General features: G+C 41.7%; 16 protein-coding genes and 1 tRNA gene. 9 read left to right on the top strand and 8 right to left on the bottom strand.

Annotation, left to right across the window (positions count from 1 at the left end; genetic code table 11):
- Window positions 1–209 precede the first annotated feature (209 nt).
- Complete coding sequence (locus tag DFQ04_RS10020) at window positions 210–3,152, top strand: glycoside hydrolase family 3 N-terminal domain-containing protein (protein WP_133555372.1); 2,943 nt, start codon at window positions 210–212, stop codon at window positions 3,150–3,152.
- 250 nt (window positions 3,153–3,402) lie between these two features.
- On the opposite strand, the gene DFQ04_RS10025 is transcribed toward DFQ04_RS10020, so the two are convergent.
- The 4 genes from DFQ04_RS10025 to DFQ04_RS10040 form a co-directional block, all read right to left on the bottom strand.
- Complete coding sequence (locus DFQ04_RS10025; protein ID WP_133555375.1) at window positions 3,403–5,334, bottom strand: OmpA family protein; 1,932 nt, start codon at window positions 5,332–5,334, stop codon at window positions 3,403–3,405.
- A gap of 38 nt (window positions 5,335–5,372) precedes the next feature.
- The gene (locus DFQ04_RS10030) at window positions 5,373–5,861 is read right to left on the bottom strand and encodes a hypothetical protein (RefSeq protein WP_133555377.1); all 489 of its coding nucleotides are present in this window, start codon (window positions 5,859–5,861) and stop codon (window positions 5,373–5,375) included.
- Between the two features lie 168 nt (window positions 5,862–6,029).
- On the bottom strand, window positions 6,030–6,821 hold the full coding sequence (locus DFQ04_RS10035; RefSeq protein ID WP_133555379.1) for a (Fe-S)-binding protein: 792 nt from the start codon (window positions 6,819–6,821) through the stop codon (window positions 6,030–6,032).
- Window positions 6,822–6,909: 88 nt separating this feature from the next.
- Window positions 6,910–8,244, bottom strand: a complete 1,335-nt coding sequence (locus tag DFQ04_RS10040) for a (Fe-S)-binding protein (RefSeq protein ID WP_133555381.1) — start codon at window positions 8,242–8,244, stop codon at window positions 6,910–6,912.
- Window positions 8,245–8,347: 103 nt separating this feature from the next.
- On the opposite strand from DFQ04_RS10040, the gene DFQ04_RS10045 reads away from it, so the two are divergent.
- The 6 genes from DFQ04_RS10045 (at window position 8,348) to DFQ04_RS10070 (ending at window position 11,753) form a co-directional block, all read left to right on the top strand.
- Window positions 8,348–8,420 (top strand) — tRNA-Phe (locus tag DFQ04_RS10045).
- Window positions 8,421–8,679: 259 nt separating this feature from the next.
- Entirely contained in the window at window positions 8,680–9,171 is a 492-nt protein-coding gene (locus DFQ04_RS10050) for an RNA polymerase sigma factor (protein WP_133555383.1), read from the top strand.
- On the top strand, window positions 9,168–9,599 hold the full coding sequence (locus DFQ04_RS10055) for a hypothetical protein (protein WP_133555386.1): 432 nt from the start codon (window positions 9,168–9,170) through the stop codon (window positions 9,597–9,599). The genes DFQ04_RS10050 and DFQ04_RS10055 overlap by 4 nt, the downstream gene beginning before the upstream one ends.
- 79 nt (window positions 9,600–9,678) lie before the next feature.
- On the top strand, window positions 9,679–10,224 hold the full coding sequence (locus tag DFQ04_RS10060; RefSeq protein ID WP_133555388.1) for a DUF4252 domain-containing protein: 546 nt from the start codon (window positions 9,679–9,681) through the stop codon (window positions 10,222–10,224).
- A gap of 33 nt (window positions 10,225–10,257) precedes the next feature.
- On the top strand, window positions 10,258–10,737 hold the full coding sequence (locus DFQ04_RS10065) for a DUF4252 domain-containing protein (RefSeq protein WP_133555390.1): 480 nt from the start codon (window positions 10,258–10,260) through the stop codon (window positions 10,735–10,737).
- 446 nt (window positions 10,738–11,183) lie between these two features.
- Window positions 11,184–11,753, top strand: a complete 570-nt coding sequence (locus DFQ04_RS10070; protein ID WP_133555393.1) for a hypothetical protein — start codon at window positions 11,184–11,186, stop codon at window positions 11,751–11,753.
- Window positions 11,754–11,963: 210 nt separating this feature from the next.
- Here DFQ04_RS10070 and DFQ04_RS10075 read toward each other — a convergent pair whose 3' ends face one another.
- From DFQ04_RS10075 to DFQ04_RS10090, 4 genes are all read right to left on the bottom strand, one after another.
- Entirely contained in the window at window positions 11,964–12,713 is a 750-nt protein-coding gene (locus tag DFQ04_RS10075) for a lipid A-modifier LpxR family protein (protein WP_133555395.1), read from the bottom strand.
- Between the two features lie 50 nt (window positions 12,714–12,763).
- A complete protein-coding gene (locus DFQ04_RS10080; protein WP_133555397.1) occupies window positions 12,764–13,342 on the bottom strand; it encodes a flavodoxin family protein in 579 nt (192 codons plus the stop codon).
- Window positions 13,343–13,421: 79 nt separating this feature from the next.
- Complete coding sequence (locus tag DFQ04_RS10085; RefSeq protein ID WP_133555399.1) at window positions 13,422–15,161, bottom strand: M14 family metallopeptidase; 1,740 nt, start codon at window positions 15,159–15,161, stop codon at window positions 13,422–13,424.
- A gap of 12 nt (window positions 15,162–15,173) precedes the next feature.
- Window positions 15,174–16,760 carry a M14 family metallopeptidase gene (locus DFQ04_RS10090; RefSeq protein ID WP_133555401.1) on the bottom strand — a complete coding sequence of 529 codons (1,587 nt, stop codon included), beginning with the start codon at window positions 16,758–16,760 and terminating at the stop codon, window positions 15,174–15,176.
- Window positions 16,761–16,957: 197 nt separating this feature from the next.
- Between DFQ04_RS10090 and DFQ04_RS10095 the strand changes: the two genes are divergently transcribed.
- Both DFQ04_RS10095 and DFQ04_RS10100 read left to right on the top strand, forming a co-directional pair.
- On the top strand, window positions 16,958–17,791 hold the full coding sequence (locus DFQ04_RS10095) for a universal stress protein (RefSeq protein ID WP_133555403.1): 834 nt from the start codon (window positions 16,958–16,960) through the stop codon (window positions 17,789–17,791).
- Window positions 17,792–17,799: 8 nt separating this feature from the next.
- Window positions 17,800–19,035: a cation:proton antiporter gene (locus DFQ04_RS10100; RefSeq protein WP_133555405.1), complete on the top strand. Its 1,236-nt coding sequence runs from the start codon at window positions 17,800–17,802 to the stop codon at window positions 19,033–19,035.
- Window positions 19,036–19,057 lie beyond the last annotated feature (22 nt).

The following is a 19,057-nucleotide window of genomic DNA, read 5'->3' on the forward strand; positions in this document are numbered from 1 at the left end:
ACAAGCTTTTTAAAACTCTGCTACCGGATATCATATTTTCCAATAGTTTAACCCAATTAGAGGGTTAATGTTGCCCGAACTTTAGTATCTTGAATATTAAACTGAGTCAATCAGTCGTTTGATAAAAAGCCGGAGAGGTTTTGGCTTGGTGTCTAAGCGTTGCTCTACAAATTTACTTCAAAAGTTAAGGAATTAAAATCTAAACAGACATGAGTGCGAAGCAGGTAAGGCTTCTTTTGATGGTGGTAATCGTGGGCTTGTTTTCTTCAGGAAAATCTGACCCCTTCGTTGCCAATGAAGATCCATTAATAAAAGGAGACCTGAGGACGCAGCAAAGCTGGGTAGATAGTGTGTTTAATGCCTTGACTTTCGATGAGCGACTGGGGCAGCTTTTTATGGTGGCAGCCTATTCCAATAAAGACCAGAAGCATGTCGATGAAATCAGCGAATTGATCAAAAATGAAAATCTCGGGGGGCTGATTTTTTTTCAAGGCGGTCCCAATAGACAAGCCCGACTAACCAATTATTACCAAGCCCAGGCAAAGACACCTCTTTTTATAGCTATGGATGCGGAATGGGGAGTGGGGATGCGTTTGGATTCTATTTTAAACTTTCCCAAAGCAATGACCCTGGGAGCTGTTCAGGATGATCAATTGATCTACGAAATGGGTACTCAAATCGCCCATCAATTCAAGGAGCTGGGTATGCATATCAATTTTGCTCCAGTAGTAGATGTCAATTCCAATCCAAACAATCCTGTAATCGGATATCGTGCATTTGGAGAGAATAAATCCCTGGTAACCCGGCAAGCTTTGGCCTACATGAAAGGTCTGCAGGAGCATGGGGTAATTGCGAATGCGAAGCATTTTCCGGGGCATGGAGACACTGAAACGGACAGTCATCATACCTTACCAATCATTAAACACGCAGAAAATCGGATTTGGGATATCGACTTGTACCCTTATCAGGAGCTTTTCAGGGAGAATCTTATGTCTGTCATGGTTGCTCATTTAGATGTGCCAAGCCTAAATCAAGGAGAGCATTTGCCGACAAGTCTTTCCAAATCTGTGGTTACTGATCTTTTGCAAAATCGGATGAACTTCCAAGGTTTGGTATTTACAGATGCCTTGAATATGCGCGGGGTGGCTGTGGCTAACAAACCCGGAGAAGTGGATTTGAAAGCTTTGTTGGCGGGAAATGATGTTTTGCTCTATTCTCAGGATGTGCCCAAAGCAAAAATTTTGATAAAAGAAGCTGTGGCTCAAGGGAAAATTTCCGAAGGAGAAATCAATAAAAAGGTAAAGAAAATCCTGAAGGCTAAATATTGGGCAGGTCTTGACAAGGCAAAACCAATAGACACTTATAAAATCTCCGAGAGAATTAACAGTCCAGAGACTAAGGTAATTATCGAGAAACTATATGCCGATGCCTTTACCGTTGCATCTAATAAGGGAGATTTATTGCCATTTAAACAACTTGATCTGAAAAAATTTGCCAGCCTTTCCATAGGAGACAAAGGACAAGAATTCAGCAAATACCTCAACAAATACACGCGTGTCGATCATTTCGATATTTCCAAAGCCGCCTCGGAATCTGAGCATTATAATCTGATGAAGAAGTTGGAGGACTACGATGTCGTCGTGGTGGGACTGATGGGGGTGACGAATAGTCCTCAGCGGGCATTCGGGATTGCTCCGGGGGATATTAAGTTGATTCGTGCCCTGGAAAAAAGGCAGAAAGTAGTTACTGTGCTTTTTGGAAATGCATATGCCGCAACTGCCCTCGAAGGAATGGGGAATGTGGTTTTGGCTTATGAAAACAATGAGATTACTCAAAAATTAGCTCCACAAATTCTTTTTGGAGGAAGACCGGGAAAGGGAATTTTACCCGTTACCGTGGCAAATGGATTTACCCAAGGAGTTGGAGGATATTTGGGAGATTTAGGAAGGCTTTCTTATGGGACTCCTGAAAGCGTGGGATTGAGCGAAGAAAAGCTTAATCAGATAGACGAGGTAGCCAATCGAATGATAAAAGTTCAAGCGGCTCCAGGTGCTAATGTCTTGGTAGTCAAAGATGGGAAAGTGATTTTTGAAAAGTCCTATGGGTATTTAGACTATAAAAAATCGGCTCCAGTGACTGCTGAAACAGTTTATGATCTGGCATCAGTAACCAAGGTTTTGGCTACCACTCAGGCAGCCATGTTTTTGGAAAGCAGGGGAGAGTTGGATATGAACAAAACTCTGGGTGATTACTTGCCAGAGTTAAGAGGTACCAATAAGGCCAATTTGGTAATTAAAAATGTGATGGCCCATGAGGCGGGATTAAAGGCTTTTATTCCCCATTATGTAAAAACCGTTGAAGGAGGGAAATGGAAGGATACTTTTTACAAAGCTCAAGCTGAACCAGGATTTTCCCGACCGGTTTCAAATGACATGTTTGCCAGAGATGGATTGAGGGATAGTATCTGGAATTGGACGGTTAAGTCTGACCTTTTGCCAAAGCCAAACAAATATGTCTACTCGGATCTGACCATGTATTTCATGCAGGCGGTTATTGAAAGTGTTGTCAATCAGCCTTTGGATGAATTTTTGGCACAAAACTTCTACGAGCCTTTGGGATTGCATACCCTGACTTTCAATCCAGCTTCAAAAATGCCCATTGAAAAAATAGCTCCAACTGAAAATGATGTGGCCTTTAGAAAAAGACAAATTCAAGGCTATGTCCATGATCCCGGGGCAGCTATGTTTGGAGGAGTTGCCGGTCATGCAGGACTTTTTGGAACTGCAAATGACCTAGCAGTCATGATGCAGCTTATGCTCAACAAGGGTTTTTATGGAGATATAAATCTGATCAAGCCTTCGACAGTAGAAGCTTTTACTAAAAGACAATCTTCAATGAGTCGTAGAGGCTGGGGTTGGGATAAACCAGAGCCTGAGCAAGGCAAAGGTGGATCGGCCGGTAAATTAGCTCCTAAATCCACCTTTGGGCATACAGGATTTACCGGAACTTGTGTTTGGGCGGATCCAGAGAATCAACTGATTTATATTTTCTTATCCAATCGAGTTTATCCGGATGCAGAGAATAATAAATTACTCAGTGAGAATATCCGAACAGATATACATGATTTGATTTACAAGGCAATGGAGAATTAAAGGATTGTCTCTTCCCGAAAAAGAGACCTTTCCGTATGGGCTAAAAATTGTTTTAAAAGAAGGGATGTTGGGAGAGATAAAAGCTTGGGAAAACTTATCACATATCTATTCATCTAGTAAGAGAAATAAAAAATGCCATTAACATCTAAGATCTTAATGGCATTTTTATTTTATTCAAGCTATCTATTTTATCAAAAATCCTTTCCGCTTAGAGTCTAATGTCTTGATTCTAGCGTCTTGAAACTGGAAATTATTCCTTTATCTCAATCACCTTGAATTCAGTTCTACGGTTGACCTGATGCTCTTCTTCAGTTTTGGCATCTTTGATGATTAACTGCGTTTCTCCGTATCCTTTGGCAACTAAGCGATCTGCTGCAATTCCTTTGGATACCATGTAATCCACCGCACTTTGAGCTCTTCTCTGGGAAAGGTCAAGGTTGTAGGCGTCACTGGATCTGGAGTCAGTATGAGAGCTGAGTTCGATTCGGATACTTGGATTGTCCTGAAGGATTTTTACAAGTTTATCCAGCTCTACCGCTGCATCTGATCGGATTTCAGCCTTGTCCAAATCATAATAGATGTTTTCTAGGACAATTGCCTTTTCCAAAATCAACTGATCCAAAAAGATAGTTGTATCCAAAGTGACGTTGGTGACATCCTGAATTAAAGTAGCGGGGTCAGGGGTCTTTCCTTTGGTGGTGTAAGGAATAGACTTGGAGAAGTATCCGCTTTTGGAAGCAATGATAGTATAGTCTGAGTCAGGAGCCATGGTGAATCTTACCCGGCCATTTGTGTTGGAGAAATCTCCTCCCTGCTGCTTGTTGTCAGATCCATAAAGTACAATTCGTGTTTGAGGAAGAGGTGCCTCAGCTCCATCAGCCTTGGTTTCCTTTGCAAAAACGTTCAGCAATACATTGATGATTTTTGGCTTTGGAGTCTTGTCTTCGAAGTAATAAATATCATCATCTCCCACACCATCAGCTCGATTGGAAGAGATAAATCCAGCCTTTGGGTATTCGGTGAAAAAGATCCCAAAATCATCATCTTGACTGTTGAAATTTTGTCCCAGATTTTTGATTACCTGGGTACCGGATTCGTCTTTTTCAGCTACAAAAAGATCTAATTTTCCATATCCAGGATGACCATCAGAAGAGAAAAAGAATTTTCCGTCAGGAGCCATTCTTGGGAACATTTCATTGCCGGGAGTATTGATCGTCGGACCAAGATTTACCGGATTTCCAAAATCTCCATTGGCAAGTTTGGTGGCTTTGTACAAGTCAATTCCTCCGAATCCTCCTGGTCTGTTGGAGGCAAAATAAAGTTCAGCACCATCTGGGCTGAAAGCTGGGGTAGAATTCCACCAGTTTTCGTCTTCATTTAGAGGCATCCAGATCGGTTGTGTAAAACCAGCTCCTCGGAAATAAGAAGCAAAAAGGGCTACTTCAGGTAGATCTTTTGCTGAGGTAGAATTTCCCCGGGCGTAAATAATTGTGTTTCCATCCGGGCTGATAGCAATAGAAGCTTGGTTTAAGCCCTCTTCATTTCTGAATTCAGGAAGTGCTTGAATCCCCCCCACGTCTACTTTCAATCCATCCGCTCTTGCTCTGAATAGTTTTGTGTAGGGAGTTCCAGTAGCGGGATACAAGCCAGAGGCCTGTCGTCCTGAAGTGAAATAAAGGAAATCTTCACTCAAAACCGGCGCATAGTCGGCTCCCGGAGTATTCAATTCTTTGTAATTGACCAAGACATGATTTGGCCAGTAGTTTTCTATTCCTTCGGCTAGTTTGATGCCCTCAATTTCTCTTTGCACTCGGGCGAGTAAGGCCTCGTCAGAAGTATATTGCTTGGAAGCTTCGAAGGCTGCCGTTGCCTCCTTGTTTTTTTGTTGGGCTTTTAAGCTTTGTCCCAAGAAAAAGTAATTGTTGAAACTAGGTGTCTCTTCTACTATCCGACTATAATAAGGTGCAGCTTTTTCAATTCTATTGGAAAGGCGGTAACTCTCTGCCACTACTTGATTCGCTTCCAAGTTAGTGGAGTCGTCCGCTAAAATCTGCCCAAACGTATTGATTGCATATTGATATTGTCCGGATAGAAATTGATCGTTTCCTTTTTCCACCAAACTTTTGCAGCTGCCAAGCAGCAGAATGGAAAGAGCGATAAGTGGAAAAAATCGTTGTTTCATTGAGCCAAGGGATTCGGTCTGTCTGTGAATATTACTAATTAATTTGGAAAATATTTGTTCAACCAACTTTTTCGGATAGGCTGCCACAAATTTTTAATGTCGGCTTTGGTTTGGATGATAGGGTTAATGACTTCGAGCTCTTCAGTTATTTCTCCTGAATTAATTTTTGATTTTACGCCCAAAGCTGGAATCACTCTGAGTTCTCCAGTAGAATTTTTAAGGCTTATCTTTCCTTGGTCTGTCAAATTTAAACCCAAGGTATATTCTAATTCTCTAAGTGCTCGAATAGAACTGTCAATAGAACAACCACTTGTACCAAGCTGGCTTTCATCCACTGCCAAAACAATGATCTGGGAATCGAAAATCTCAAAAGAAGTCGGCATACGATTTCCGTGAGTATTCCAGCCTTGGCAAAAACCAGTCAATTTTTCGTGGATTAAGGCTTCTTCTTGGGCGTTGAATTTTCGCTCAGCTTGATAAATCCAAACTCTGGAATATTCCGGCATTTGCTCAAATGGTAAATACATATCGTTTGATTTTCAATTCAAAGAAATAGAGAATGGCTTTAAAGTCATATCCCAACCCAATTTTAATCTACTCGAGATTTTATGTGGCAGTTGCAAACAACTAATCAGCACATAAAAAACCCTTTCTGCATAACGGCAAAAAGGGTCGAATTGATTCATTCTTTTTAATTAAATCCCCATGTCTTTGGCAATCATCTCTGCCAAATCATAGACTTTGACCTCGGCTTCTTTCTCTTTGTTTTTGATTCCATCAGTCATCATGGTCAGGCAAAATGGACATCCTACGGCAATGGCTTGGGCTCCAGTTGCAAGGGCTTCTTCGGTTCGCTCAATATTGATGTCTTTTTTTCCCGCCTCAGGTTCTTTGAACATTTGTGCTCCACCTGCTCCACAGCATAGACCTTTTGTGCGGCAACGCTTCATTTCTACCAATTCCACATCCAAGGCCTTGATGACTTCCCTAGGGGCTTCGTAGACATTATTTGCCCTCCCGAGGTAGCAAGAATCGTGGAAGGTGATTTTTTTCCCTTTGAACTCTCCACCACCCAGAAGTCTGACTTTTCCTTCATTGATTAACTGCTGAAGGAATTGGGAATGGTGAATCACCTCATAATTTCCTCCTAGGGCCGGATATTCGTTTTTGATAGTATTGAAGCAATGAGGACATGCGGTCACTACCTTTTTTACCTCGTAGCCATTCATGACTTGGATATTGGCAACAGCCTGCATTTGGAAAAGAAATTCATTTCCTGCTCTTCGGGCAGGATCACCTGTACAGGTTTCTTCTGGTCCCAAAACCGCAAAACTGACTCCTACCTTATTCAATATTTTTACAAATGCCTGAGTGACTGCTTTGTATCGCTCATCAAAAGAACCTGCGCAACCCACCCAAAATAACACTTCTGGACTTTGACCATTCGCGGCCATTTCGGCCATTGTTGGGACTTTATATGTAGACATTTTTTAGATTTTAGACATTAGACACAAGATGCTAGACGATTGGCGTGAAAGTATTTTCATCGGACATCGGTCATAAAGCATCGGACATTTACTTCATTTCCTCTTCTTTTACTTTTTCTGACCAATTGAATCGATCAGAAGGGCTGAATTTCCATGGGGAAAAGCTGGTTTCCATATTTTGGAACATGGCATTCCATTGGGCTGGAGTTCCGGATTCTTCCATGGCCACATATCTTCTGAGTTGAAGGATTATGGAAAGCGGATCGATATTGACTGGACAAGCTTCTACGCATGCATTACAAGTGGTGCAGGCATTGATTTCTTCTTTGGAGATATAATCTCCCAAAAGAGATTTTCCATCCTCAAGTCCAGGTCCTCCGGCGTCGATACTTTTTCCTACTTCTTCGGCGCGATCCCTCACATCCATCATGATTTTTCTGGGAGAAAGTTTCTTCCCGGTTAGGTTAGCAGGACACTCGGATGTACATCTGCCGCATTCTGTACAGGAATAGGCATTCAGAATATTGATCCAAGAAAGGTCATTGACGTCTTTTGCTCCAAATCTGCCAATTTCAGCTGGAGGTGCTGATGGATTTTCTACCGGAATCCCAAGCATCATATTCACTTCCTGGGTTACTTCTGGCATATTTTGAATTTCGCCTTTAGCCTTCAGGTTTGAATACCAAGTATTTGGGAAAGCAAGGAAAATGTGCAAATGCTTAGAATAAGTCACATAGACAGCAAAAGCCAAAATCCCGATGATATGGAACCACCAAGCAAATCGCTCAATAAAAACTAATGCACCGTCAGATAATCCCATGAAAATGGGTTGAAGGATTCTGCTGAAAAATAGAGGGCCTAAGGCTAGATAATGCTCATCGCCTCTCGAGGCCAAAATTTGATCTGTGGCATTCATTGTCAGAATGGCAAACATCAAAATGATCTCAATCACCAAAATCAAGTTGGCGTCCATAGCTGGCCAGCCTTTCATTTCAGGCTTGGTGAAACGCTCCACTTGCATCACATTTCTTCGAATCAAAAATGCCACGCAGGATACCAATACCGCTACCGCTAGAAATTCAAAAATATTGATCGCTACAGTGTACGCACCACCTAAAAGCGGGGCGAATAGTCTATGGGTTCCGAGGATCCCGTCCAGGACAAATTCCAGGACTTCCAGATTGATCACCAGAAATCCCACATAAATCAAAAAGTGAAGGAAAGCAGGGATGATTCTTTTAAACATTTTTTGCTGCCCAAAGGCAACCAAAAACATGGTTTTCCAGCGCTCATTGGGTTGGTCATTTCGGGTTTCATCCTTGCCCAAAAGGATGTTTCTTTTCAGGAAAAGTATCCTTTTGCGTAAAATTAACCCTGCTGCACCTAAAATCAGCACAAAGGCAAGTTGCGGTAATATGCTCATATTGATCAGATTAGCTTGATATTCTAAATTTCTACTTTATTTTTTTCTGAAAAGGGTTTGTACCAAATATTCAAATTTCTACCTTTGCAACACTTTAAACGACGGTGATGTAGCTCAGTTGGTAGAGCATCGGACTGAAAATCCGTGAGTCGGTGGTTCGAGTCCACTCATCACCACGGTCCCGATCCCACAAGGATCGGGATTTTTTTTGCCCATTTCCTTCCTATTCCGGCCTAAACTTTCCTGCTTTTTCATCGATGCAAAATATAAAATAGTCTGCATGCATACTATTTTTTAATCTGAATTTAAAATGAATCTAATTTCGGAGGCCTAGTGTTTGGCTCAAATAGGGGTTTTTCATCGCTTTTAGAAAAAAAGTCAACATTTTTTTGAATCTCCTGTAACATTTACCTCTTTCATGCATCATCTACTAAAATGAAGTCATTTTTCGAGCTGCATATCTGGCCCCTGAGAGGGAAGCTGTTTCGAATGGTCTATCTCTGGACCAAGGATAGGGACCTGTCAGAGGATATGCTTCAAAATGTCTTCGAAAAAACGGTGGAGCGTCAAAAGGAGCTTCAAACTCATCCCAACTTGAATGGATGGATTGTGAAAAGTTTGAAAAATGAGGTTTTGATGCATTTTCGGAAAAACGGAAAGATTGATGGATTGGAGCGGGCCGACCACATCCCTCAACCCGAAACGAATGCTTTGGAGCTCTCAGAATCCAATCGGATCATCTTCAGCTTGGTTGAAAATTTACCGGAAAAACAACGGGAAGTTTTTCAGCTAAGAGAAATTGAAGAAATGTCCTATGAAGAAATTTCAAACTTTTTGGAAATCAGTTTGGAGCAAGTCAAGGTGAATCTTCACCGAGCAAGAAAGACCATCAGAGAAAAATTAATCAACCAAGGAATAACTCCATGAGAGAAAGAATCGAGGAATTGCTTCAAAAATACTGGGCTGGAGAAAGCAGCCTGGCTGAAGAGAAGGAGCTAAAGGAGTCCCTTGCCCAAGTGGAGGGGTTTGAAACTGAGAAATCCTTTTTCGGAGTATTAAAAGACTTCAAAGCCCAAATGCCGGAGAAGCTGAAAACCCCGGGAGGGAAGCCAAAATCAAAAACCATTCGCCTTCAATGGCTGAGTTGGGCGGCGTCTTTGGCATTAATTATAAGCTCTGTTTGGGTTTGGAGAGATTACGAAGAAAAAAAGGAACAAGAACAAGCTTACCAAGAAGTCATGGAGGCTTTGGCGATGATTCAGACAAATCTTGCTAAGGGTCAGGAGCAAATGAAGCCTTTGAATGATTTAAAGTACCTGAAAACTACCAATCAACTCTTCACCCAGGGTCAGTAGCCTGGAATCGAGAGTTGATTAAAAAAATGAAAATCCACCTTCAGAGAGCTTTGGTGGCAACAAATTAAAAAATAAAGACATGAAAAAGATAAGCACGTTACTGCTTCTGGTTTGGGGATTTTCCTTGTCAGCCATGGCTCAGGAGGATGCTATCCAAAAGTTCTTTTCCAAATACATGGAAGATGAGCGCTTTTCGCGGGTATATATTTCTCCTAAAATGATGCAAATGGCTGGAGGGTTTCTAAAGAACAATGCGGAAGGCGATAAAGATGCTGAAGAATTAGGGGCTTTGATAGGCAAGATTAGAGGGATCAGGATTCTTTCTTCTGAAGAGGTCAACGGCAAAGCCTTGTACCAGGAAGTGATGGGGACTTTGGTGAAAAACAGGTATGAGGAATTGATGGATGTCCAAGACAAAGGCAGCAGCCTAAAATTTATGATCCGGGAAGAGGCAGGCCTGATTAAGGAGTTGACGATGGTATCGGGAGAAGGGAGTAGTTTTTCACTCATATCTATGCTGGGATCTTTTACCTATCAAGACCTAAACATGCTTGCTGAGAAAACCAATATTCCTGGAATGGAACAATACGTAAAGGGATCTAAAGGGCCGAAGGGACCAAAATAAAATTGAATACTAAACCATAAACTTTGACTAAAAATGAAAAAACTTGTTTTAACACTCACCTTTTTTGCCATGGTACTTGGAGTACAGGCGCAAAGCAAAAGTATCGCTGCATTGAAGGAGAAATACAAAGGCAATGAGGACTTCTTTCAAATGGAACTTGGAGGGAACTTCATGAATTTCGCAGAAGGCTTCAAAATTGATTTGGACGACAAGGATATGGCCACAGTGGCCAAGTCGGTAGAAAAGCTCAATTTTTTGACTTTACCTGAAAATTCAGCTACCAAGGGTGAATTCATGGCATTGCAAAAAGGTCTGCAACGAGAGAATTATGATCTGCTCATGGAGGCTGCTGAAGGGAAAAGTGGATTCATGATTTATTCCAAAGGAAATAGAACTATATCAGATTTGGTCATTTTAGTCGGAGATGATAAAGACGGAGGAATGATGGTGGTAGAGCTCAAAGGAACCTTTACCCAAGAGATGGTAAACAAAGCCAAAAGCCAATTGAACTAGTAGATTTCATGTAGATTGAATTACCAAAGCCTGGATTTCCGGGCTTTTTTTATTGATTCTAAAAATTTTTTGAAAAAATATTTTTCCATACAATCGATTCCGAAACTGGGATTTGTCAATTTGATGTAATGACATGATTTTGATAAATTGACTATTTACCAAATTAAATTTTAAATAATTGATTTTTGTCAAAATTGGTCAGGCTTCGCTATCGATTGCAGACTTATTTTATATTATTTACAATAAATTGATTGTATTGTTGATAAAAGTTAAAAAAAATCAACAATTCTTTAAAACATTTGCAATTTCAGTTCCGTTAACTACCTTTGAATCGTAATTCGAATTGCATCGAAGACCCTGTAGCCCAAAATGCCTCCCTGATGGAACTGTCCATCCTGCGGTTACTAAACACTAGAAATCTTAACCTTATTAAACCAACTAAAAAAATGAAAAAATTAATGACTATGCTTTTTGTTGCTGGATTTGCAACAGGAGCGTTTGCTTACAACGATGACAAAGCAGTTGAAATCAGACAAACTGAGCCTGCTAAAGTAGTAGTGGCTGTTGCGGAAGCTCCAGCAGGTACCTTGGTGGTAAAAATCATGGATTCAGAAAACAATCTTGTTCTTCGTGATAGAATTTCCAAGACTGAAGCCTTTGCAAAAAGATATGATTTGAATGCACTTCCTGTAGGTCAGTATTCTGTAGAAGTATCAGATGTAAACGGAACTTTGAGAACTGCTACATTCAATACTGCGGTAAAAACTAAGCCAGTGGTATTTTCAAGAGTGACCCAAATCGGTGAAAACCAGTACAGACTTTTGGTTTCTAATTTGGAAGCAAAGGACGTAACTGTTCAAATCTTCGATGGAGATAAACTGATCCATACGGAAGAAGTAAATAATCCTCAAGGACTTCACAAAGTTTACACTATCGAAAGACCAGGATTCCCAGATGCAATCAGCTTCAAAGTGACCACTTCAGGTGGATTTGAAACTTATGTAGCTTCAAAGTAAACTAAACCAACTTCTTTTATAAATCCCTGTTGAGCCGGCTCGACAGGGATTTTTTTATTAAAAAAGCCAGGAAAATCGAACCCTTCCGATGATCTGTCCATCAGAAGTTGAAGTGTACCTGCTCCGATGGATTATTCCATAGGAAAAACCAAAGTTTCGGTAATTCAGGACCACTTCTCCTATGGTTTCAATCCTAATTCCATTGGCATCTTAACCGGACTTCACACCAAAATTGCCCCCATCTACACTCCCTTCCCAGAAGCTTTTGATCCCCACTATTCCCAATTGGAAATATTGTTCAAGTCCCTTTCCAGAGACCCCGACTCTACTTCCAGTAAGTTGGGAAACAGAGAAAGGCAATAGTTTTCCAAACCTTAGGATTGGCCCAAAGGAGATATTTTGGTTCCAATTTCCGGCTGCAACATTGCCATAAAGATTAAAATCCAGCGTTGAATTTCCTGCCACATGGTAAATGCTCGAGAATGATAAATTAAACAATGCCGCATCTCCAAGTTGGGTTTCCCACCCCTCAGGTCTTGGAAATCCAAATTTGTCATGAAACCAATAATGCAACTGACTAACTCCAGAACTTGGGCCTAAGATTCCAAGCATTCCTTCCGCCTCTAAAAACCATCGCTCCTTTCTCCATTGCTTGGCCAATTCACCAAATACCATTCCGGCATAAGGTCGGTCGAATTCAGTTGCAAATCCTGTTTTTCTTAAATCTGGAGTATACATCTCTTTGCCCAATCGAAATGAAATACTCTTCCCTTCTTTCAAATAGTGATGAAAACCTATGGAGATTCCATTGCTGTAGTAGCGATCCAATCTCCCAGGAACATAAGCGTCATTATCCAGGATTACAGTAATCTGACTTCGTCGGATTGAATCGTTTTCTCCAAATGCGCTTAGGCAAAAAAATAAGTTGAAACTGATAAAAAAAAGGTAAAAAGCTTTCATTTAAGAAATTAAGGGGAAGTGTTTTTTTCTGAGTCCGATTTATAACTTTTCTATTTCTCTGGAAAATTAAATCGAAGGACCGCTTCGGCAACTCTTTTACCCAGTCCAAATCCCTTATTTAAAAAAATCTCGTCCATTTTCTCATTAGAAAAAGAGCCTTCTCCAGTTATTGCTGAGGCCCCAAAGGCAGACTCCACCTCTTCTCCTCCCATGACAATCATTCCGTGGATGAGCATGGATCGCAGGATGTCAATCATTACCCCTTCTTCTCCAATAGAAATGCCACCTCCCGTGGCAAATGCAGCTCCGATTTTGTTCTTCAAAGGTCTTCCCTCAAAAGGCCATGAATTGATGAATTCCTGAACAGGAGTAGCGATGTTAGCATTGTAAACAGGAGAACCAACTAAGATGGCGGATGCAGCTAGAAGATCTGAAACTTCCACCTCCTCAATAGCCAAAAGCTTCACTTCAACTCCGTTCACAGATTGAGCTCCTTTTTGAATGGCCTCTGCAAGGGTTTTTGTATTTCCAGATTGGGAATAGTAGGTGATCAGGACAATTGGGTTTTCCTGGGCAAGTAGAGAAAATGAATTCCCGAAAAGTAAGAGGACAAGCAGAAGATTTTTCATGTCTTAATTTTGGGGAATTTAGATATAAAAGAAAAAACTCCCCGATTTAAAAGACCGGGGAGTTTTGGAAATCAATTTTTTACTTCTTCCAAGTAGCTTTTCCTCCTTTGGCGGAGTTTACCGAGATACTGTAATTTGATCCTGAAGAAACGATCCACTTAACCTTCACCGCACTCATTCCCGGGATATTTTCCACGGCAATTTTTTCAGGAGAAGATTTTTGCTCCTTGAACTTGTTTCGGTCTTCATCTTCCACCACAAATCCCGCGACAACTTTGGCTCCTGAAATGGTAACATAATCTGGTCGTTCGATTTTGTATTTCAAATCCTGACTTGCGTGAGTTGGCATCATGCGCTCATTAAATATGGTCGCCGTGATGGCTTTCAATCCTCCACCCAAATCTTCTTCCTCTACATTCATGACAGAAAGTTTTGGTGTGTGATAGGCGTGAAAGATGGTAAATGCTGCGTTTCTATGTGCATCCTGCTCCAGCAAAAACCCTGGATGTGCTCTTCCAAAAGTCTTTTTGAATCCACCGATTTCAACTGTTCCAAACTGAGGATGCTCGTATTCTTTCCAGTTTACAAAGGCATCTCCGAAAGTCAAGAGTTGATCCACCCGGAATTGCTCATCTTGGTTTCCTCTACCTCCACCGTCTTTGTGGAAATATAAATACGGGTTCATCAACTCATTGGAATAGGTGAATACCCCTCGGTTTCCATAAAACCAGTCCAATTCTCCCCCAAACACGGTATATAGATCTTTATAAACAGTGATGTAGCGATATCCAGGGATCATTTCTTGTCCCACTTTTCCTATTGCATCGTAGATTCTGATATCCTCTCTGGTGTAGGTATTGACATCTTCTTCTGCACCTGGACCTCTAAGGATCATCCCTCCGGAATTATGGAAACTTTGGGCTCCTGCTATGTTGGGATGTTTCATCACAAATTCCATGATAGCTCTGTTTTCGGGAAGAGTAAAAGGATATCTCAAGGCTCCTCGCTGGATATAATCAGGCTGCCAGTTCCATCCCCAATCCCGGTTTGGATCATAATAGCCGATTCCGTCGTCATTTACTTCACCGTCCCCATCGTTGTCAATACCTTCCTGACCCAACATTTCATATTCACCCACTTGGTCAGGACCTACCATCATGAGCCTTCTTGAATCCAAAGGATCCTTGATAAATCTACCGGTTGGAGATTTTCGAATCATCATGGTGATGTTTCCATCCCCATCCAAATCATCCATCATATCCTCACCTGCCAGTCCGTCTCCATCATTATCCAAGACTAACATCCCAGATCTAGGAGTATTCGCATTGTTTGGTTCCTTGAAGAAATTGTTCCGGGCATCAGGGTTGATGGTAGGAGTGATGTAGAATGTCTTTTCCTTCAGCAATTGCTTGATAAAGTCATTATCCGCATACATCTCGGTCAAATACCAAGCAACGTAAAGAGAGAATTCTCCTCCCTGGATTTCATTGGAGTGAATGTTTCCGTCGATCCACATCGCTGGCTTATCGGTATCTTTTCCTGTGGAAAAATCAGTGATGGTGATGGTCAGAATGTCTCTTCCTTGCACAGATTTCCCGATGGATTCTACTTTGGCTAAGTCAGGATGAGCAGCTGCTATTTTCTTCATCAAGTCCCAAAGTCCTTCAGAACTGTAATATCTGTTGAAGGAAATTTCAACTTTAGGTTTGTGAGGGGTACCAATGGCACGGAAATAATTCTCATGTTGGGCATTTGCATCCAAAGCGCCAAGACTCAATGCTCCCAAAGCCAAGGCAACGATTGCTTTTCTTGTTTTCATAATCTTCATGGCTTAGAGTTTAATGGTTTGAGTGGCAAATCCTGTGTGAGGAGCTCCTGCTTTGAGGGAGATATTTCCCGTACCGCGAATAATCCAGCTATAGGATATTTTTTCAAAGGCTCCCATGGATTCCACCAATGTGATTTTGTCTCCTGAGATGATTTTATCCTGGGAAGAATCCAGGTCAATCCGAATTTTTCTAAGCCATCTTGAACGAGCTCCCATTTCTGAATGAGTGGGAAGTGGGGAGTTATTAAAAAGATCCACACTTACTCGAGTCAGTCCATTTCCCAAAGCCTCTGTTTTGAGGTTGTGGAATTCTAGCTTGGGCTGCATTCCGGCAAGTTTCAGGATAAAATCGGTATGCTCCGCAGAGATTTCAGCCGCCTTTTCGTAAGGAGGATTAGTAAGCATAAATGGCTTAACTCCTCCGACTTCTACTTTTTGATTCGGAAAATCAGGATGCTTTACTTCAGTCCAAGGCACAAATGAATTCCAGCCCAAAGAATCAGCCCATGCCAAATAATTGGCTTCTGGATTGTTTTTCCCTTTGAATTCAGGAGTCCAATAGCCAGGAGTGGAGAAGCTTAATCTTGCAAAATGGAAATAGGCCCACTGGAAGAAATCCCCGTCAGTCCCCTGATTAGTTTGTTGAAATGCCTTCTGAGAAACAGTCTTGTTGTAGACATCAGAAACCATGGCATTGATCACTTGGTCTTTTTCCAAAATGGAGGAAACTACTCGCTTTCTCGCTTCACCAGCATTGTACTTCAAAGGAGAGCTGAGGTTATTGGAAGGTGAAAAAGTCACAAAAGCGAAAATATTCCACTGCTCGAATAGGTAATCCAAAAGTGCTCTGCTCTCTGCCTGAGAAACTGCGATATCTCCAGCCAAAGGTTCAAATACCGGGAATTTATAGGTCAAGGATTTGTTGAAAGCAATTCCTTCTTTGAGGTCTTCGGCAAATTTCCCGTCTTTGTCATCGTCTTTGGATTCCTTCATCACCAGGTATTTTCCTGCTTCGCCTTTGGAGCGATCGGCTTTTACCATCACTCGGGGATCTTCCTTGGAAACCGTCCAGTCTCCCATTGGATCCTCTACACGCATCCAAGTGATCAAGCCATCTCCGTTCAGATCGGAGTACCCATTGTCATTTGCAGTGCCATCTCGATCATGATCCACAGCACTTGCATTACCTCTGCGCTCATATTTCAAAGCCGCATGGTATTGCTCATAGGCATCTGGAGACATGTTTGGGAAGACATAAAAAGTGGTGGTTTGCAATGCCTCTGCATGTTCAGCGATTAATTTCTCGGCAAATTGCAAGGCCAATTCCACACTCAGTACATGGTAACCTTCGACTCCCCCCACTACCGCAATCGCAGGTTTTTGGTCCATGTTTCCAGTACCGATTTTCAATACATAAATATCTTTCCCACCAGCTGTTTTGGAGAGTGTTTTGAGCTCCGCTGAGGAATTGCTTCCAAGTTTTTGGAGTCTTTGGTTAATCTGGCTAAGGGTCGGGTAATCGCTTTGAGCAAAAACGCTGCTGCAAAACCAACTTCCCACCAAGAGTCCAGTGAGGATTAGTTTTCTCATAGAAATTGGATTGGGTTTTTTTCTGAGTTCAATCTAGACTGAATTTTAGGAAAAATTGCCCTAGAAAAAGGCCTCGTTTTGATTGAATTGCTAAAATCCAAACCAGCGGAAAGGCAAGGGGATAAGTGGTAGTCTTGAAATTCAAATTGCCAGAATAAATAAAAATGGCTTATTTGAAGAGATCAAGTTTAAAGGATATGTTTAAAAGAATCGGACTTGCTATTGCATTTTCTCCCAGAATGGAAGCCCTGATCACTGAGGCGAAAAGGCTCGTAAACTTTTTTGGAAGTGAGCTAATCTTGATCCATGTAGGAGTCAAGACAGAAGAACTCGAAGGACAGTTGGACGAGATTTTATCCAGATTGGGTGTGGAAAAAGCCAAGACTAAAGTGCTTTGGAAAGAAAATGGCAAACCAGCAAAGAAGATTCTTGAAGCCTGTAGAGAGGAAAATGTAGACCTTTTGGTTGCTGGGGCATTAAAGCAAGAAGGTTTCTTGAAATATTACCTGGGCTCTGTAGGCAGGAAAATTATCCGAAAAGCACCATGTTCGGTACTGACTCTCATCGAACCTAAAATGGAAACCACGGAGTTTTCCAAAGTGGTAATCAATGGGACTCAATTGGAAATTACCCCAGAAGTGATCCGGCAGGGGATTGATTTTTCAAAGGCTATTGCTGCAAAAAATGTCTATATCCTCAACGAAATAAAAATGTATGGGCTCCTCATGGGGACAGCCAGCGAGGATACTGAGGATGAGGTTTCGGGAACCAGAAGGCAGTTGGTTCAGGATGAAATCACCTACGTAGAGGAAAATATGAAAGGGATAGATGTGGGAGATTTAAAAATCAGTATCAAAGTAACGGGAGGGCGCTGGGCGACAGAGTTAGCAAGGTTTTGTGAAAAAATCGAAGCGGATTTACTCATTGTCGGTGACGACCGTAGCCTTACCTTTTTCGATCGCCTTTTTCCACATGATCTCGAGGACTTGCTCAGTACTCTTCCCTGTAATCTTTTAATCATTAAACCTTAAGCGCCTCCATGGAAACTCTAAACCATAAGGAGGTCATCAACCTTCTCCTCCAACTTGCGGCCATGCTGATCATGGCGAGGATTTTTGCGGAAATCGCGAGGAAATTGAAGCAGCCAGCAGTGGTGGGTGAAATCATCGCAGGGATTATTCTCGGTCCTACGATTTTGGGCTATGTGATGCCTGAGTTGCACGAAGACTTATTCCAAAGCCATGAAATGACCAATATTGCCTTGGATGGTTTTGTCCAGATTTCAGTAGTGCTTTTGCTTTTTATTGCAGGAATAGAAGTCGAATTGCAGGTGGTTTGGAGTCAGGGAAAAAACGCTTTGAAAATTGCGCTGACTTCTATGGCCTTGCCCATCATCGCCGGATTTGTGGTGGCTTATGCATTTCCTGAATTTCTTGGAGTAAATATCAACGACCGGGCAGTTGCTTCCACCTTTTTCGGATTAGCCATTTCTATCACTGCACTTGCCGTGGTAGCTAGGGTTTTGATGGACTTGGACTTATTTAAGACCAAGACGGGCTTACTGATCATCGCAAGTGCCATGGTGGTGGATGTGGTGGGATGGATCATATTTTCGGTGATCCTTTCTCTTTCCGAGTCTGGTCAAGAAGGCATTGGAGTTTGGCCGACTATCGGACTTACCCTGTTTTTTACAGTTTTTATGTTGACCCTTGGCAAGGCTTTGATCAATCGGGTTTTGCCTTGGACCAATAAAAATCTGGCTTGGCCTGGGGGCTTACTTTCACTTTCTCTGGCTATCTGTTTTTTGGCTGCTTCTTTTACAGAATTTATCGGAATTCACGCAATTTTTGGAGCATTTATCATCGGTGTGGCTTTGGGTGATTCCGAACATTTGACTGAAAAAGCCAAAGAAATTCTGCATCAATTCATCAATAACATATTCGCGCCCATCTTTTTTCTCAGTATTGGATTGAAAGTCAATTTTATTGAAGCATTCGATTTGGGTGTAGTTGGAGTGGTGGTGATTGTAGGATTTTTGACCAAATATTTTGGTGCATACCTGGGAGGAAGAATGGCCGGAGTGAAGCGAAACAAAGCTATGGTGGTCGGGTTTGGTTTGAGTACTCGGGGTAGCATGGACATCATTTTGGGCCTAATCGCTCTTGAAAGCGGCTTGGTTTCCGAGTCACTTTTCATTGGTTTGGTAATTCTGGCCTTGCTTTCTAGCATTATCTCTGGGCCATTGATGGGATGGGCTGAAAAGTTGAAAATCTAAAGGCTTGTCAATTGCCCATCTG

The sequence above is a fragment of the Algoriphagus boseongensis genome, from assembly GCF_004362805.1.
GTDB classification, from domain to species: domain Bacteria; phylum Bacteroidota; class Bacteroidia; order Cytophagales; family Cyclobacteriaceae; genus Algoriphagus; species Algoriphagus boseongensis.

Coding starts and splice junctions, on each gene's coding strand:
- DFQ04_RS10040 (WP_133555381.1), bottom strand. CDS start 8,244: ATGAGCATATTACCGCAACTTGCCTTTGTGCTGATTTTAGGTGCAGCA.
- DFQ04_RS10025 (WP_133555375.1), bottom strand. CDS start 5,334: ATGAAACAACGATTTTTTCCACTTATCGCTCTTTCCATTCTGCTGCTT.
- DFQ04_RS10030 (WP_133555377.1), bottom strand. CDS start 5,861: ATGTATTTACCATTTGAGCAAATGCCGGAATATTCCAGAGTTTGGATT.
- DFQ04_RS10050 (WP_133555383.1), top strand. CDS start 8,680: ATGAAGTCATTTTTCGAGCTGCATATCTGGCCCCTGAGAGGGAAGCTG.
- DFQ04_RS10035 (WP_133555379.1), bottom strand. CDS start 6,821: ATGTCTACATATAAAGTCCCAACAATGGCCGAAATGGCCGCGAATGGT.
- DFQ04_RS10095 (WP_133555403.1), top strand. CDS start 16,958: ATGTTTAAAAGAATCGGACTTGCTATTGCATTTTCTCCCAGAATGGAA.
- DFQ04_RS10060 (WP_133555388.1), top strand. CDS start 9,679: ATGAAAAAGATAAGCACGTTACTGCTTCTGGTTTGGGGATTTTCCTTG.
- DFQ04_RS10065 (WP_133555390.1), top strand. CDS start 10,258: ATGAAAAAACTTGTTTTAACACTCACCTTTTTTGCCATGGTACTTGGA.
- DFQ04_RS10075 (WP_133555395.1), bottom strand. CDS start 12,713: ATGAAAGCTTTTTACCTTTTTTTTATCAGTTTCAACTTATTTTTTTGC.
- DFQ04_RS10100 (WP_133555405.1), top strand. CDS start 17,800: ATGGAAACTCTAAACCATAAGGAGGTCATCAACCTTCTCCTCCAACTT.
- DFQ04_RS10080 (WP_133555397.1), bottom strand. CDS start 13,342: ATGAAAAATCTTCTGCTTGTCCTCTTACTTTTCGGGAATTCATTTTCT.
- DFQ04_RS10055 (WP_133555386.1), top strand. CDS start 9,168: ATGAGAGAAAGAATCGAGGAATTGCTTCAAAAATACTGGGCTGGAGAA.
- DFQ04_RS10020 (WP_133555372.1), top strand. CDS start 210: ATGAGTGCGAAGCAGGTAAGGCTTCTTTTGATGGTGGTAATCGTGGGC.
- DFQ04_RS10070 (WP_133555393.1), top strand. CDS start 11,184: ATGAAAAAATTAATGACTATGCTTTTTGTTGCTGGATTTGCAACAGGA.
- DFQ04_RS10085 (WP_133555399.1), bottom strand. CDS start 15,161: ATGAAAACAAGAAAAGCAATCGTTGCCTTGGCTTTGGGAGCATTGAGT.
- DFQ04_RS10090 (WP_133555401.1), bottom strand. CDS start 16,760: ATGAGAAAACTAATCCTCACTGGACTCTTGGTGGGAAGTTGGTTTTGC.